14 protein-coding genes are annotated in these 15,493 nt (G+C 61.1%); all 14 read right to left on the reverse strand.

The window, feature by feature from the left end; all coding sequences use genetic code 11:
• Positions 1–388: 388 nt before the first annotated feature.
• The 14 genes from DL899_RS17860 to DL899_RS17925 are packed head-to-tail and all read right to left on the reverse strand — an operon-like array spanning position 389 to position 15,401.
• Positions 389–1,522 carry a glycosyltransferase family 4 protein gene (locus DL899_RS17860; RefSeq protein WP_204355351.1) on the reverse strand — a complete coding sequence of 378 codons (1,134 nt, stop codon included), beginning with the start codon at positions 1,520–1,522 and terminating at the stop codon, positions 389–391.
• Positions 1,519–2,667: an O-antigen ligase family protein gene (locus DL899_RS17865; RefSeq protein ID WP_111735703.1), complete on the reverse strand. Its 1,149-nt coding sequence runs from the start codon at positions 2,665–2,667 to the stop codon at positions 1,519–1,521. Before DL899_RS17865 ends, DL899_RS17860 begins: the two co-directional genes overlap by 4 nt.
• Before the next feature lie 32 nt (positions 2,668–2,699).
• Positions 2,700–3,905, reverse strand: a complete 1,206-nt coding sequence (locus DL899_RS17870; RefSeq protein ID WP_111735704.1) for a glycosyltransferase — start codon at positions 3,903–3,905, stop codon at positions 2,700–2,702.
• Complete coding sequence (locus DL899_RS17875) at positions 3,898–4,986, reverse strand: glycosyltransferase family 2 protein (protein WP_111735705.1); 1,089 nt, start codon at positions 4,984–4,986, stop codon at positions 3,898–3,900. The genes DL899_RS17870 and DL899_RS17875 overlap by 8 nt, the downstream gene beginning before the upstream one ends.
• A gap of 19 nt (positions 4,987–5,005) precedes the next feature.
• The gene (locus DL899_RS17880) at positions 5,006–6,280 is read right to left on the reverse strand and encodes a polysaccharide pyruvyl transferase family protein (protein WP_111735706.1); all 1,275 of its coding nucleotides are present in this window, start codon (positions 6,278–6,280) and stop codon (positions 5,006–5,008) included.
• 41 nt (positions 6,281–6,321) lie between these two features.
• A complete protein-coding gene (locus DL899_RS17885; protein WP_162685637.1) occupies positions 6,322–7,791 on the reverse strand; it encodes an oligosaccharide flippase family protein in 1,470 nt (489 codons plus the stop codon).
• A gap of 34 nt (positions 7,792–7,825) precedes the next feature.
• Positions 7,826–8,659 carry a sulfotransferase family protein gene (locus DL899_RS17890; protein ID WP_111735708.1) on the reverse strand — a complete coding sequence of 278 codons (834 nt, stop codon included), beginning with the start codon at positions 8,657–8,659 and terminating at the stop codon, positions 7,826–7,828.
• Between the two features lie 51 nt (positions 8,660–8,710).
• Positions 8,711–10,303, reverse strand: a complete 1,593-nt coding sequence (locus DL899_RS17895; RefSeq protein WP_111735709.1) for a phosphotransferase — start codon at positions 10,301–10,303, stop codon at positions 8,711–8,713.
• Entirely contained in the window at positions 10,303–10,722 is a 420-nt protein-coding gene (locus DL899_RS19965) for an HAD family hydrolase (RefSeq protein ID WP_239494756.1), read from the reverse strand. Before DL899_RS19965 ends, DL899_RS17895 begins: the two co-directional genes overlap by 1 nt.
• Complete coding sequence (locus tag DL899_RS17905) at positions 10,719–11,471, reverse strand: glycosyltransferase family protein (RefSeq protein ID WP_111735710.1); 753 nt, start codon at positions 11,469–11,471, stop codon at positions 10,719–10,721. The genes DL899_RS19965 and DL899_RS17905 overlap by 4 nt, the downstream gene beginning before the upstream one ends.
• Positions 11,468–11,797, reverse strand: a complete 330-nt coding sequence (locus tag DL899_RS17910; RefSeq protein ID WP_162685639.1) for a hypothetical protein — start codon at positions 11,795–11,797, stop codon at positions 11,468–11,470. The genes DL899_RS17905 and DL899_RS17910 overlap by 4 nt, the downstream gene beginning before the upstream one ends.
• A gap of 7 nt (positions 11,798–11,804) precedes the next feature.
• A complete protein-coding gene (gene tviB, locus DL899_RS17915; RefSeq protein WP_239494757.1) occupies positions 11,805–13,088 on the reverse strand; it encodes a Vi polysaccharide biosynthesis UDP-N-acetylglucosamine C-6 dehydrogenase TviB in 1,284 nt (427 codons plus the stop codon).
• 7 nt (positions 13,089–13,095) lie between these two features.
• Positions 13,096–14,097, reverse strand: a complete 1,002-nt coding sequence (locus tag DL899_RS17920; RefSeq protein ID WP_111735713.1) for an NAD-dependent epimerase/dehydratase family protein — start codon at positions 14,095–14,097, stop codon at positions 13,096–13,098.
• Entirely contained in the window at positions 14,097–15,401 is a 1,305-nt protein-coding gene (locus tag DL899_RS17925; protein WP_111735714.1) for a UDP-glucose dehydrogenase family protein, read from the reverse strand. Before DL899_RS17925 ends, DL899_RS17920 begins: the two co-directional genes overlap by 1 nt.
• Between the last annotated feature and the right edge of the window lie 92 nt (positions 15,402–15,493).

Raw genomic sequence — 15,493 nt, forward strand, 5'->3', positions numbered from 1 at the left:
TTCATATCATGGCTCGAAATTGCAGGGTTTCCGCCCGGATAATACGAAATCCTGCACTTCCTGCCCAACAAATTCGTGCCATACCCAAGCAAAATCAACCGGATAAGAGTTGTTCAGGGCGAACTAATTAGTCCGCCCTTCTCTTCTCTATTCGGCGCGTTTAGGTCAAGCGCTTTCGAGCTTTCCGCCGGGGGTCAGAATCCCTACGCGGTAAACATGACGCGGGTCCGGCAATCATGTGCAGCGGCAACAATCTGGTAATCCGGCGACTTGCCGCCGCCTCCCGCACGGGGTCGGCGTTGTGTACTTGCAGGGTGCAATCCAATGGACGCTATCTCATATCTCGGCCTTACGCACCTATTGCTGTGTGACGTGACGTTAAAGGCTGTCACAGATCGATGATTTGCATGATTTCACGGTTGACGGCCCCTACTTCGTAGCGGTCGCGCGCGAGACACCAGGACGCCAGCCCCATCGGTTCGATCAGCGCCGGATCGAGGATGAAGCGTTCCATCGCATCGACAAGGGCGCCAGCATCCCGCGCCGGGACGAGAAAGCCGTTCTCGCCGTCGCGGACAGTCTCGCGGCACCCGGGTGTATCGGTGGTGATGACAGGGCGCCCCATCGCCATAGCTTCGAGCACCGACCGGGGGGTGCCTTCGCGATAGCTTGGAAGAACATAAACCGAGGCGTTCGCCATCGCCGGTCGGATGTCGGACATTGGCCCGGGATAATCCAGCCCCGCGGCAACCCAAGCCTCCATATCGGCGCGGGGGACGGTATCGTGGCCTTCGTCAAAATAGCCCACCACCCGAAAATGAACGTCCGGATGCCGTCGGCGCAATGCGATCGCTGCTTCGGCATATTCCCGGACACCCTTCGAGTTGAGCAGCCGCGCGACCATAAGAAAGGACGGCTTTTCCGGCAGCGGCACTCGAGCGTAATGAGCCATGTCGATACCCGAGCCGTTGATGAGCATCGCTTTTCCGGCGTCTTGCAAACAGCCGAACCGGATGAAATCGTCCCGATCGTCGGGGTTCTGGAAAATCACCCGACAATTGCGGGCCGTTGCGCGAGCATAGAGCAGGGAAGCAGCCGCGCGCACGATCCGCTTCTTGGCGGAGGGCGGACCGGCTTCGGTGAACATGTAGCCCAGCCCGGTCACCATTGCGTAAGACGGTATCCCTGCATGTGCAGCGGCCCAGGCTCCCCAGACATTCGGTTTGATGGTGTAGGTGAGAACCCGGTCCGGCCGAATGCGGTGCATCAACCGCAACAGCGCGTATGCGTAAGTCAGATCGGCCAGCGGGTTCAGGCCCGTGCGGCTGAGCGCAATGTTATGCACCTCGGCGCCGAGTGCCTCCAGCGACCGCCGCTCCTTGGGGAGAAAACCCGGCGCCGAGACGGAGATACGGTGTCCGGCCGCACGAATATCTTGGATCAGCGGCCCGCGGAAGCCGAGCAATGCGGCAGAACTCGAACCGATGAGCAGAACATGGTTGCCGCAATCCGATTGCATCATGAAACAGCCCCGCGCGCGAGCGGCCGTCGCCCGGGCTCCGTAGATCGACGCCTGTCATCCTGCGTGCGCATGGCGCATCGGTTGCGGGCCATCGCCATCGAAGCGGAAAAGAGCAGCCAGAATATAGTGAAACGCACGCCGTTATGCGTGATTCCATAAAGCAACGGCGGTCCGGCCAGACAGACGAACCCAGCCGCGCCGTAACCTTGCCACAGGCGGAGGACCCAGACCGCCAAGGCAATGGAAAACAGCGCCAAACCAACCAGTCCATAATTGTTCAAGACGCTTCCAAGCGTCGAATGCACCTCATGCCCAACAATGTCATCTACAATCTCTCCGCCCAAGCCAAATAACATCTGTGCCAAGTTACCCTCCAGAATGGCGAAATAACCGCGCGAAGCGAGAGAGCTGTCATTCTCGTTGGCCATATTCGCCAGTCGTTCCATGAAGATGAAACTGTCGAGCGCCCCGTTCTGATAAAGATGCAGGAGCATTACCATCCCAGCGATGATGACGACCAACCAGCCGAGGAGAGCGTTGCGCGACGACACGGGCTTCAGGGCGACGATGATCACGATGAAATTGGCGAGCATCGCAGCCTTCGACAGCGACGCGATTGCGAGATAGAGCGACACGGAAAATACCGTGACGGCAATCCAGTAGCTGACCCTGCCTTCCCGGTAGAAGAGATAGGCGAACGAGAGCAGGCAGACCGAGAAATATCCTAGCTGGTTGGGGTTATTGAAGGTTCCCGTCGCACGGGTGACATCTCCTATGTCGCGCAGACTGACTCCGGTTACGAGGATCGTGACGAGCGCAATCCCGGCGGCCACCAGGATGCCCGGCACCAGCGTCGAAAGGCCGTTTTCCCGGGTGTGCACATAGACAGCCCCCGTCAGAAGCGCATTATAGAAAAAGAAAACGGCATTGATCAGGAATTTGGCATTCCCTCCGGCCATGACATAGATGCTTTCGACTGCGAGGGAATGCAGGAATACCGCGAAAAGCGCCAGGAGCCAGCCCGTCACCGGAATACCGCGCGTCAGCAGCTTGAGGCCCGCAAATCCGGCGAGCAGGAGGTGCGTGGGCTGCACGCCGCCCGATCCGAAGACATAGACCGGCAGAAGCGACGCGCCCAGAAACAACAGTACCTCGGCCGGTCGGAAAGCTCGCGTCCTCACGACGGATCACTGTGCCCGACCTTGCGGGTCGGTCTTGTGTCAGCGCCTCCGGCACCGGATAGCTCTTGCCTGCCGGCGCCGTTCACAAGCGTCTCTTCGAACAGGGCGGCATATTCGCCCATGATGCGGGATCGGGAGAATCGGGACGCCACATGAGCCTGTCCAGCAGCGCCCAGGGCGCTCAGATCGCTTCGCAGCGCGCGCCGAAGCGCCTCCGTCAGGGCCACGGGATCGGACGGGTTGGCGAGGATGCCGGTCGTGCCGTCGATCACCATATCGCGTGTGCCGCCCTCGCAACTGGTGGCGACCACCGGCTTGCCAAGCGCCATCGCCTCGAGGATGGCATTGCTGAACCCCTCATAGCGCGACGAGGACACGAAGAGATCGGCCGCGCCGACCTCGGCCAGGACCGTATCGCTTTGCCCCGGCAACCGCAGAGCCTGCGCGATACCGAGGCGCAAGGCAGCTCGTTCCATTTCTGCCCGGTCGGGTCCTTCGCCGAAAATCGTCAGCGTCGCATTGGGATAATCGCGCCGTAGCGCGGTGAAGGCAGGCAGCAGCAGATCGAAGCCTTTCTGAGGCGCGAGTCGCCCTACGGCGACGAGTGCCGGATCACCGGCACGCACAGGTTTGGCCTGCACCCGTTGCGCGGCACTGGCCGCCGCTACATCGTCTAGATCGACGGGGTTGCCGATTACGACGATCCTTTGCCGTGCCTTCGCCTGCCTTGCCAGTTCTACCCCCATGTCGTGTGACTGCGCGATCAAGACTTCCGGTATCCGCAGCAACCGTTTCGTGCACCATTCGGCAAGACCGTATTTCAGCCGCGACTTCTTGCGCAATTCGGCGAAACTGATGTCGATCGCATTGGCCTGCCGGGCTATGAGTGGCGGCCGGTGGCGTTGAAGAAAGCGCGCGACCGCGGCTGTGGGGTTCATCCGCAGTGTCGTGACCACGAAATCGGGACGCAGCCTGTCGATGGCCCGGGCAAACCGCCAGGCCGGATACCGCCCACCGCCGATCACGCAGGTCTCGATATCGGCGGGCAGCATGTCGAAATACCTCCCGCCCGGCCGAGTGACCAACAGCGACGGACGAAACCTGGAGCGGTCCAGGCCACCGATCAACTCGTGAAACACCCGATCCGGGCCGCCCGAACCCAGTTCGGGGATCGCGAAGAGGATATGCGCCGGTTCAGCCATGCGCCAAAACCGCGGAACCGGTGCCGATGACACCGCCCGCGCGGTAGGAGGCAAGCGCGGATTTGAGCCGCCAACGCGCGATCCGCGAGCCGAGCGGGCCGAGCGCCAGGGCTATGCGCAGCATCCAGACCCGACGCGACCTGCGAATGAGCGCGGGATAGGCCGCACGCCCGAAATTCAGCTGCCGGCGCGCCAGATACCGCTCATCCTCGGCCACGGCCACCAGCCCGCGCAGCGCCACGTCATGTTCCACGAAGGCCCGAGCGAGATCGTCGCGGCTCATGCCCGCAGCCAACAGAACGTCGGGCGCGGTATCGAATGTCGCCCGATACTGGTCGATCAGATGCTTGAGCGCACCGGACTGGCGCTGCTGCGCGGTCTGGTTCGCGTCATGCACGCGGTAGCTGAAGAGCGGCGCATAGATGTGGAACACTTCGTCCGCGACGCTCAGCAGCTTCCAGGCGAAGGCCTTGTCGGGATTGATCAGCGCCCCGCCGCCGTACCCTTCCACTGCTTCGTAGAGCGCGCGGGAATAACAGGTGGTGGCAAAGCAGAACGGATTGCGCATATGCGCCAGCGCCCGGGCAAGCAAGGTCCGGGCAGGCACCCGCAACACCCGCTCTCCCACCGCCTTGGAGAGTTCTTCGTCCTCGACTGCATCGGCCCACAGGCGTGCATCCAGCCGTTGCGCGCCTGTCACGCGCCCGGTGCCGTCGATCACATGGGTGGCGGAACAGAACACCGCCCGCTCCGACGCGCTGCCCAGCTCGCGCGCCAGTCGTTCATAGGCCGCGAGCGCCCCGGAGTCGGCCAGATCGTCCGACGAGAGCAGGATCATGCGCTCGCCGGTGGCATCGGCACAGGCGCGGTCGAGATTGCCGGCAAAGCCCACATTCCAACGGTTGCGCCGCAAACGCACGCGGGCATCGCCGATGCCCTCAATCACCGCCACCGACTCGTCGGTGGACGCATTATCGCTCACCAACACCTCGACCTCCGCCGCCTGATCGAGCGCGCTGCGGATCGTCTCGCCGATATAGCGGCCGTAATTGTAGTTCGGGATGCAAATGGAGAATTTCATACGGAGTCATCCAATGATCTTAGCTGTTTGCACGGATTAGAATTTCCTGATCAAATGCATCATCTAGACCTGATCGCAGTGCTCTTACCGCTCTGTTTATCTTCTTATTCTGAATCGCCAACCTCGCATCGCGGCTCGTCTGAACCTCTTCTATCTTGTTAATGAGATTAACCTGCCAATTATCCGACCCAATCCGGATGGGTTCATTTCGCATCCCGATCTGATTGAAGAAACCGGTTAACTTGAATGTCCCGCATTCAATGGGCACGATAACCGCACCTGCCAGCATGCCCAACACGCATGTATGCAAACGCGAGCTTACCACTACATCGAAAGCAGCGAGAAAGCGTGCGTAGTCATCGAAATAAAGCCCGTGGCCAGAAAAGGTAATATTTGCGACATCGAGATAGGAATTCCAGTGGGGGCGATCTGTCGCCCACTCATTGCTCGTAAGCGTCAGCTTTCCCTTTCCGGACAGTGTTGATATGACTTCGCGAACTGTGGGCGTGAAGCCCTGCTCTGCAATCTGAGGACCAGCAATGGCGAGAGCGAGGCCGTTTCCGCCAATGGTCTTGGCTGGCGATACCTCGGACATGATAACCCCGTCTGGGAGTACAACCACGCCACGATCTCCGGCTTGTTTTTCAAGCCTCACCCGACTTTCCTCATCGCGAAATTCGACCACGTCACAGGCTGCGAAGACATGACCCGACAGGAGGATTACCGTCGGGTCTACAACCTCAAAACTGAGATTTACGAAGGCTGTGCGGCATCCAGCAAGCTGAGCACAGCGGGCCTCCAGCAGATAAAGTAGGGCTGTGTCGCTGGAAGAGGCATGAAACTCACCTGCTGGGTTGACTACCACAAGATCAGCCTGAGTCAGGTGGGACAACCGGTTTAGATACTCACTGGCGCCGAGATTAAGGGCTGCAATTCGGCTGCGCAGCCTCAGTGCGTGACGCAACCGATGCAATCGGAAAACCCGCTGCTGTGCCGGGTCGAGCCGAACATCCCATACCGAGGGGTCCGGGCCGGGGTGCTCAGAAATCCTGTGCAACAGCCGCCGTGCGATGCGGTCGAATACCGCCACTGGGTCGCGCTCTGCCGCAAGTGCGGATACGGAGTAACGCCTGAGATACTTGGGCACCCGCTCGAACAGGCGCACCCGTGCCTCCGGGTAGCGTGCCGCCAGATAGTCGCGCCAGGCGACGGAAAGGGCCTGATTGCCCTGATTTATTGTTTTGGTTCGGGTGATGAGAGCAATACTCGGTGTTCTGTCATTTAATTGCTTCATGATTTATCCAGTCGTGTGCATTTCCGTGACCTATGGGTTCGTCATCGTAACGGACTGCGCCGTCGACGCCATTCTGCAATGCTTCGGGGCAACCATCTCCCTGGCACCGCGAGCACGACACAGAGATAGCACAACGCGCAAACCGCCACCCGGACGCTCCAGTCAATCATATCCGCCGCCCCGGGCCAGATCAGCCCCGGCATCTCGCCCAGCGCCACCAGCGCCGCCCCGGTAGCATAACCCGGGGCCATGGCCGCCAGCCGCTGCCCCATCCCGCCCGCCACGGCGATATCAACGGCTCCGCCACGGAAGAACAGCGTACCCACATGCATCGCCGCCACCACCAGTGCGATGGCGACTATCCCCTCGCCGGCCCAGAGCCAGAGACCGCCGGCCAGCAACCCGACGATGGCGATGTTGCGCACCAACATGTGCCGCATCGATCCACGCGCATAGGTGAACCCGTCGAGATAGAGCCGCGCCACCCGCGCCGGTAACGACGCCGCAAGAATGGCCAGTGGCAGCACGACAGCGCCCCATTGCGACCCGAGAAGCAGGGCCACGATCGGGTCGCGCAGCACGATCACTGCGGCAGACACCATCGCCGCCGCAAGCACGACCAGCCGCAGCCCCCCCAGCGTGGCACGCGCGGCCGCGGCATCGTCGAGGCTGCGCTGCGCCACGAAGGCCTGCCGCACCGTCTGGTCAAGCGCGGAGAAGGGCTCCTTCAACTGAGTGGTAATGTTGTAGGCCCGACTGTAGAAGCCGGCACCCGCCGCGCCCAGCATCGCGCTGGCGAAAAGCGTATCGACATTGGCTGACATCCAGGCCAGCAGCCGGGTCGCGAGACCGAGACCCCCGAGCCGCCAGGCGGCCCCGATCCGGAATTGGCGCGGTGGTCGAATTGGAATACCCGAAATCAGGCCGAGCCCCGCCGCCGTGATCGCCAGACTCGCGATCTGGCCCAGGATCAGGCTCCACACCCCGAAGTCCAGCAGTGCCAGTGCTATGGCCGTGAGCACATAGGCCGCACCGGCAACCGGCATGAACAGCGCCGAAAGCCCGAAGCGGTGCTCGCGCCGCAAGAGCGCATGGCTGGACGCGATGAAGGGTTGCAATAGCAGCCCGAAACACAGCACACGCAGCACGTCGTCCAGGCGCGACGAGTTGAGCAGAACCGCAAGGCCGGGGGCGGCCAGCCAGAGCAGCACCGCCAGTCCTGTCATCAGCGTGACGCCCACCCAGATCAGATTCGCCAGCCCCTCCTGGTCAAGCGCATCCTCCCGGATTGTGGGCACGTCGATGAGGCCATCGAGAAGTGCGCGACTAAGTGGCAGGATCATCGCGGCGACGGCGACGACGCCAAAATCCCCCGGGGTCAGCAGACGAGCCAACACTGCGATGCCTGCAAGCGTCACGATCGTGCGCGCCACCCGCCCACCGATCAGCCGCGCGGTGCCTCGCAGGACCATTCGGCCGAGCGAGGTGGAGATACCACGTGTCAGGGTCATCGTGTCGCCTCTTTCGGAAATGATCGCCTCGCACTCATTCGAACCGCTCAGCCATGGCGTAGAAATTGCGGCAGGCCTCCATGAGTTCCTGCCGCAGCGACTGCTCACGTTCTGCAGGCAGGTCGTCGGTGAACTTGCCTTCATGCCGTTGCAAAAGAACAGGCTGCAACCCGACACGCAACCGTTCGGGCATCAGATTTCTCAGATGCCGCTTGTAAACTGGCGAGCGGATCAATCGCCCAAACAAACCGTCGTTCATGAAGCGTCCTGCCGAGACATTCCTGCGCTGCCCAAGGTTGGCGGCAACCCGTCGTAGGCCGAGATGCCGCCAGATTCGGTGCACCACATCATCAGGAGCGCGAATATAGTCTTCGAATTTCAGAATAAGAATGCGATCTCTACTAAAGGCATCTAACCAGACCTCCAGCTGGAGGTCGTATTTCGATTGCAGTAGAAAGTCGGAGTCTTCCAAAAGGACATCGGATAGTGGACCTTCCACCCGGCCCGTAAGAATCCTATGGCGGTAGTGGCTTTTCAACCTTTCGACAGGATTGCGCCCGATGAAAATGATATCAACATCCTCTCCCAGAACTGACTTCGCCCGCTCTGGCACACCCGGATACTTGTGCCGATGGGTATAGGTTGTCGAAGCATCCCCGACCCAAGTACCTTCTGGCGCGTTCGCAAACAGCGAGAAGTACTTCGCACGACCTTTTGTAGTGAGTACCTTGTCATGGCAAAGATCCCCCGGTTCCTTAACGGGGGGAAGGAAAACATCCGGATGCTGGCAAATATCTGCGAACAAGGACGTCGTTCCGGACTTCGCGGAGCCGATTAGAAGAAACGGTTTCAGGGATCTTGGAAGCATCGGTTGCCCTTTGTTCTTAGATGCCAAAAGTCTTGGTGCGAGGTGCTGAGACTATCTCGGTTCGAAAAAACGCTCGAACAACCGCAGCCCGTTGGCAAAGAGGGCCCGCTGGCGGTCGGGTGCGTCGGCGTGCAGCGGGATCATCGACAGGAACAGCGAGACCATCGCCGCCTTGACTTCGGGTGCGTCGCAGCATTGCCCGGACACGCGGGCGTTCAGGAACGAGTCCTCGAGCCATTCGCGATCGGGATCCGGCGGGATGTCGAACGTCACCTCGGCGGCTGTGCCTCCCGCCCGCAACCGCTCACCCAAGATCTGATCGTAGCGGCCCAGGATGCTGTGCCCCAGCTTGGCGATGTCGTAACGCAGATCGCCATAGATGGTCATCTCGTCCCCGACGAGACCGCGCGGGTCGATGAGCTGGATCCGGTCGCTGCGCAGGTCGTAGAGCATGTTCGAGAAACAGAAATCGCCGTGCATCACGCAGGCCGCGCGCCGGGGTGCGTGCGCGACGATCTCCGCGAGCTGCGCCACGATATCTTCAAGCGTACCTACTTGCTGACCGTTAATCTTTAGCAACACGTCGGGTTTCGGCAGAAACTCTGGATACTGTGCCATCCGCTCGCGCAACTTGCCGATGACCAACCACTTGAAGTACGTCTCCCTCTCGGGGACAGCATGCGCTGCCGCTTTGCCCAGATAATCGAGACATGAGTTGAGGATTTTGTGCCACACGACCTGCGGTGTGCGGGCCAAATAAAGCTCCGCAAGCGTTGGGTAGCTACAGTAGAGCGTACGATATTCTCCACTGGATGGTGCGCCCGGATCTTCGATCAGGCGCGCAGTGAAGGGTTGCAGGTCAGCCGGTACCGAACGCAGCCAGTTGGCTTCTGCATCTATCTTGCGCCGATCGCGACTGCGCTTGCGCACGACGCCGCCCTCGATACCGATAGAGTTGAAATGCCGCGCGGCTGCGAGGCTCCGCCGCGAGTCATAGAATGTCTTGAGATGGCCACAATCGAGCGTCATGACACCATCATTTACCGTGACGGGGACTTCGGCAGCGTAAGTATCCAGCGCACCAGTGAAGCTAAAATCCCGCGCTACAAGGCATTTAAGCAACCGCCAAGGTTCGCGGATCGCGAAGTAACCAGATAGGATCAGCGCCTCCGACGAAATTGTATCGCTGCGATCCGCATCCTTGACACCGCGCACTTGCCCTTCGCTAGCCTCAACCAGTCCCCATTTGTATTGCTCGGTGACTTTGCTGACAGAAACAGCGTCTGTTTCTGGCAAGGCCGGATCCAGCACAAGCGTGTCACCATGGATAATTTCGATGGGGCGATCCGGCTCGATTTCCAGAACGGCTTGAAACACCGACAGGCCGAGCGACTTGCGGGGCTCGGCACGAAACACGCGTACGCCCGTGTCATCTAGAAGCCGTTCCTGCGAAGCAGTCATCGCATAGTCATTCGGCAACGAAAGCCAGATGCTCTGTCGACCTTTTGCCTCTCGCAGTTGGTGCTGGACAAGAAATGCTGCACCGATCGGAAGAAAAGCCGGAGGAATGCGACCGAACTCGGCCTGCATCTCCTCTCCGACATAGGCGCCTGAGGTGATCAGGGTGTTCCAATCAGATGCCATCAAGTTGCTACCACTTTATGCTCGGGACTCATGACGAGCATCGCTTCAATGGCGTCTAACGGCAGTGCCAGGAAACGATCCGGCCTTATCCCATTGGCTCGTACGTAAAACCCTTCGGTTCCACACCAAGGTTTTCCCATGTAAATTTCGTGGTAGCAAACGCCATGACGCTCCAGCCACGATACAAGAACGGGTAGCGTGTGCAGATTGATCAAGCCAAGGTTGCTCTCGTAGGTGCGCATGTTGCGTGCACTGTAGATCACAATCTGAACGCCACGGCTGTACAATTCATTGACGCGCGCGATGACATCACTCCTTGGCAGACGGTCGCCATAAGGCAGGTGCGCATCGTCATGCGCAAGCGTGCCGTCTACATCGACGACGAGACGAGTCCCCGTCATCTCCTCTCGCGCCGTCACCTTTCGGCTCCTTCCCGTACGGCCCACGGCGCGTGCGTACCGGACAATGCCTCGTACTCCGTTGGGATCCCGCAAAAAACGAGATCCTGGGTGGCGATTTCTCCGTAGCCCACCGGATGACCGTTGGCGATCAAGTGATTGTATATTGGTGCGATGTAGAGTTCCGCCGCACTCGGGGCCGCGCGTTCCGCCGCCAGCGCCTCGCGAAACAACGCCGCCGTTGCAAAGTGATAGAGACCGTCTGAACACAAGTCGCTGATCGCCACTTTCTCGGCTGTTTCGGTTACCAAACCAGAGCCATCACCTGCAGGTTTGACAAAAGACCAGTTCTCCCCTTCGCCATGGAAAACCTCCAGCCAGCCCGAAAGTTTTGACGTTAACGGAAAAGGTGAGCGCTCTGGTCTGCGGAATGTGTCGATGTTGAAGATCGTCAAGGGCGTATTGTAAGACACTTCAGCAGCGTCAAGACCAAGCTCCACGGTTTCGGCCTGTCCCGCAGTAGCGAACCCAAGCTGCGAGAACCGCACATTTTTTATACCCAGAACGGCCGTGCGCGCCTCGATGAACGCTCTTACCCCGCCAGTTTCGCGATAGATGAACAGAAACGGCGTGCGTTCAAACGAGGACGCAAAACTTGCAACCGCATAATCGAAGACATGCCCGCCCCAGAGAGGCAGTTGGAATTTCGGGACATCGTACCCCACATCCGTGAAACGTCTGCTCAACCCGGCCATGGGAAAGACGATCATGACACCTCCACCAATGAAAGCAGTTCGTCATAGTCCAGGCGGAGGAACTCATCGGGGCTTACCGCCTTGTCGTCGAGATGCAATGCCCGCGACCCGGCGCCTGGCCCGCCAAATGCGATCGCGTCACACAATCCGGCCAGTGCCTGAAGTTCTCCGAGACTCTCCTCAGGAGTGCTCTCATTGTGTGACGGAAGGCCGCCCGGCATACTCAAAATGATCTCGAAACCCGCCGCTCGATAGTCGGCGATCATCTCGCGAAGCGCCACATCCTGCGTAGCGAGGGCGGATCTGAGGTCTACCGCATCGAACACAAGCCTCTTCATCATCGCGTCCTCACAACCGCAGGTCGCTGTCGCCTGCCGACAGCACATATTTCAGATCGTAAAGGACATGTGGATCGCGCCCGAAGCCGCGGATGGCTTTCGCGCCCAGCTTGCGGAACTGGTCATGCGCCACGGCGAGAACGATACCGTCATAGGAGCCCGATCGTGGCTCGGACACCGGCACGAGACCGTATTCCGCCCGCGCCTCGTCCGCATCGACCCAAGGGTCATGGACATCGACCTCGACACCGTATTCCCGTAACCCGGCGATCACATCCACGACGCGGGTGTTGCGCAGGTCGGGGCAGTTTTCCTTGAAGGTCAGTCCCAGCATCAGCACCCGCGCGCCATTGACCTGGATCCGCCGGCGCAGCATCTCCTTGACCAGCTGGCCGGCCACATGCGCGCCCATCCCGTCGTTCAGGCGCCGACCGGCCAAGATGATCTGCGGGTGATAGCCGATCGCCTCGGCCTTGTGGGTCAGATAGTAGGGATCGACCCCGATGCAGTGCCCGCCCACCAGCCCGGGACGGAAGGGCAGAAAATTCCACTTGGTCCCTGCCACTTCAAGGACCGCCTGGGTGTCGATCCCCATGCGGTTGAAGATGATCGCCAGCTCGTTGGTCAGCGCGATGTTGAGGTCGCGCTGGGTGTTCTCGATAACCTTGGCGGCCTCGGCCACACGAATGGACGGGGCCTTGTGGGTGCCGGCGGTGATGATCGACGCATAAAGCGCATCGACGAAATCCGCCGCCTCGGGGGTCGAGCCGGACGTCACCTTGGCGATCATCGGCAACCGGTGCTCCTTGTCGCCGGGGTTGATCCGTTCGGGGCTGTAGCCCGCGAAGAAATCCTCGTTGAACCGCAGCCCCGACGCACGCTCAAGCACCGGCACGCAATCCTCTTCGGTGGCGCCCGGGTAGACGGTGGATTCGTAGATCACCAGGTCGCCGCGCCCGAGGACACGGCCGACCGTTTCGGACGCGCGCAAAAGTGGCGTGAGGTCGGGGCGCTTGTGCCCGTCGATGGGGGTGGGCACGGTAACGATGAAGACCGAGCAGCCATGCAGCGCCTCGATGTCGTCGGTGAATGTCAGCCCATCCGCCGCAGCAAGTTCCCCGGGCGTGACCTCGCGCGTCGCGTCGTGCCCCTTGCGCAGGTCCGCGATACGGGCCGATTTGATGTCGAAACCCACGATCGGGCGTCGTTTGCCGAACTCTACCGCCAGTGGCAGGCCAACATAGCCCAGACCGATGACGGCGATACGGGCCTCGTTCAATGCAAGTGAAAACACTTCAACCTCAAATCCGATAGTAATCGCGATACCAGCGCACGAACCGCGCCACGCCTTCGCCAAACGGTGTCTGCGGCCTGTACCCGGTCAGGCGCTGCAACAGCGCCGCATCGGCCCAGGTGGCGGGGACGTCACCCAACTGCATTGGCATCATGTTGCGGATCGCCGGGCGCCCGATCTCGGTCTCGATGGCTTCGATGAAATCCATCAGCTGCACCTTGTCGGAATTGCCGATATTCACCACGCGAAAGGGCGCGGCGGGGCTCAGGCTGTCGTCTTCGACCGCCGTTTCCGGTCCGCCCGGCACCGCGTCGATCAACAGGCGGATGCCACGCACCAGGTCGCCGACATAGGTGAAGTCGCGCCACATCTCGCCATTGTTGTAGATGTCGATGGGGGTATCTTCGAGGATGCCCTTGGTGAACTTGAAGAGCGCCATGTCGGGCCGCCCCCACGGGCCATAGACGGTGAAGAAGCGGAACATGGTCACTGGCAGGGCATGGATATGCGCCCAGGCATGCCCCATCGCCTCGTTCGCCTTCTTGGTTGCGGCGTAGATCGTCAGCTGGGTATCGGCCTTCTGGCGCTCATCGAACGGCATCTCTTCATTGGCGCCGTAGACCGACGACGTCGAGGCCATCAGCAGGTGCTTCACGCCCGCCTCGCGCGCGGCCTCCATCACGTTGAGCGTTCCCACGATATTGGCGTCGATATAGGCGCGCGGGTTTTCCAGGCTGTATCGTACGCCCGCCTGCGCGGCGAGGTGGACGATCACGTCCGGCGCAAAGGCAGCGACCGCCGCGTTCAGCGCGGTGGCGTCCTCGAGCATCGCTTCGGTAGCCGAAAAGCCCGCATTCTGGCGCAGCATCGCGTGGCGGCGTTCCTTCAGCCGGACATCGTAGTAATCCGTCATCCCGTCATAGCCGGCCACTGCGTGCCCCTCGGCGAGCAGAAGCCGCGCCAGATGAAAGCCGATGAACCCGGCCGTGCCGGTGACAAAGATGCGCATTAGCGCCCAACTCCTGTGAAAGTCTCGAATCCCGCGTGGCGGGCGTCGTTCGCCGAATAGACATTGCGCAGATCGGCCATGCGCGGATGCACCATCCTGCGGGCGAGCTTCTTGAGGTCGAGCGCCCGGAACTCATTCCATTCGGTCAGGATTACCAGCAGATCGGCATCTCGCGCCGCCTTGTAGGGATCGTCGTACCATGTGACGCCCGGCAGCAGCGCCTCGCCCTCGCGCCGGCCCTGCGGATCGACCACGCGCACCTTGGCGCCCCCGCCCACCAGCGCCGGCACGATGGTCAGGCTGGGCGCGTCGCGCATGTCGTCGGTGCCGGGCTTGAACGTCACGCCCAGCACCGCGATGGTGTGGCCGTTGAAAGAGCCCTCGCACAGGTCACGCAGCTTTTCGATCATCCGCGACTTGACTGTCTCGTTCACGCGGATCACCGTCTCGACGATCATCTGAGGTACGGCGTGTTCCTGCCCGATACGGGCCAGCGCCGAGGTATCCTTGGGAAAGCACGACCCGCCATAACCGGGGCCCGCGTGCAGGAACTTGTTGCCGATGCGCCCGTCGAGCCCGATGCCGCGCGCCACCTCCTTGACATCCGCGCCTACCCGCTCGCACAGCGCCGCGATCTCGTTGATGAAGGTGATCTTGGTGGCGAGAAAGGCGTTGGCGGCGTACTTGATCATCTCGGCGCTTTCCAGATCGGTGGTGACGATCGGGAAATCGCGCAGGTAGAGCGGGCGATAGATGTCGGCCATCACCTCTGCCGCGCGGTCGGACTGGACCCCCACCACCACCCGGTCGGGTTTCATGAAATCCTCGATCGCCGCCCCCTCGCGCAGGAATTCGGGGTTCGAGGCAACGTCGAATTCGGCATCGGGGTTGGCCTTGGCGATGACCTGCCTGACCTTGCGGTTGGTGCCCACCGGCACGGTCGACTTGGTGACGATCACCGCATAGCCGGTCAGCGCGCGGGCCACGTCCTCGGCTGCGGCCATGACATAGCTCAGGTCGGCATGCCCGTCGCCGCGACGGGTGGGCGTGCCGACCGCGATGAACACCGCGTTCGCATCGTCGACCGCGGCGGTCAGATCGGTGGTGAATGACAGCCGCCCGGCGCTGACGTTGCGCTCCAGCAGCGGCTTGAGGCCCGGCTCGAATATCGGCACCTCACCCCGGTTCAACTGCTCGATCTTGTCGGCGTCCATATCGACGCAGATCACGTCATGGCCAAAATCGGAAAAGCAGACACCGGATACAAGGCCGACATAGCCAGTACCGATCATGGTGATCTTCACGTCCCGCCCTCCCGTGCCTCATCCGAGGCGATCTCTGTTTGCACAGCTTCGATTTCCGCCCGCAGCGCCTCGTATTCATCCATCTTACGCGC

It is taken from the genome of Roseovarius amoyensis (genome assembly GCF_003260265.1).
In the GTDB taxonomy this organism is placed as follows: Bacteria; Pseudomonadota; Alphaproteobacteria; order Rhodobacterales; family Rhodobacteraceae; genus Roseovarius; species Roseovarius amoyensis.

What these genes read in the sequence shown, in the direction of transcription:
- DL899_RS17870 (WP_111735704.1), bottom strand. Translation starts at nt 3,905, where the DNA reads ATGGCTGAACCGGCGCATATCCTCTTCGCGATCCCCGAACTGGGTTCG.
- DL899_RS17905 (WP_111735710.1), bottom strand. Translation starts at nt 11,471, where the DNA reads ATGATCGTCTTTCCCATGGCCGGGTTGAGCAGACGTTTCACGGATGTG.
- DL899_RS17860 (WP_204355351.1), bottom strand. Translation starts at nt 1,522, where the DNA reads ATGATGCAATCGGATTGCGGCAACCATGTTCTGCTCATCGGTTCGAGT.
- DL899_RS17910 (WP_162685639.1), bottom strand. Translation starts at nt 11,797, where the DNA reads ATGATGAAGAGGCTTGTGTTCGATGCGGTAGACCTCAGATCCGCCCTC.
- DL899_RS17890 (WP_111735708.1), bottom strand. Translation starts at nt 8,659, where the DNA reads ATGCTTCCAAGATCCCTGAAACCGTTTCTTCTAATCGGCTCCGCGAAG.
- DL899_RS17895 (WP_111735709.1), bottom strand. Translation starts at nt 10,303, where the DNA reads ATGGCATCTGATTGGAACACCCTGATCACCTCAGGCGCCTATGTCGGA.
- DL899_RS17880 (WP_111735706.1), bottom strand. Translation starts at nt 6,280, where the DNA reads ATGAAGCAATTAAATGACAGAACACCGAGTATTGCTCTCATCACCCGA.
- DL899_RS17885 (WP_162685637.1), bottom strand. Translation starts at nt 7,791, where the DNA reads ATGACCCTGACACGTGGTATCTCCACCTCGCTCGGCCGAATGGTCCTG.
- DL899_RS17875 (WP_111735705.1), bottom strand. Translation starts at nt 4,986, where the DNA reads ATGAAATTCTCCATTTGCATCCCGAACTACAATTACGGCCGCTATATC.
- DL899_RS17920 (WP_111735713.1), bottom strand. Translation starts at nt 14,097, where the DNA reads ATGCGCATCTTTGTCACCGGCACGGCCGGGTTCATCGGCTTTCATCTG.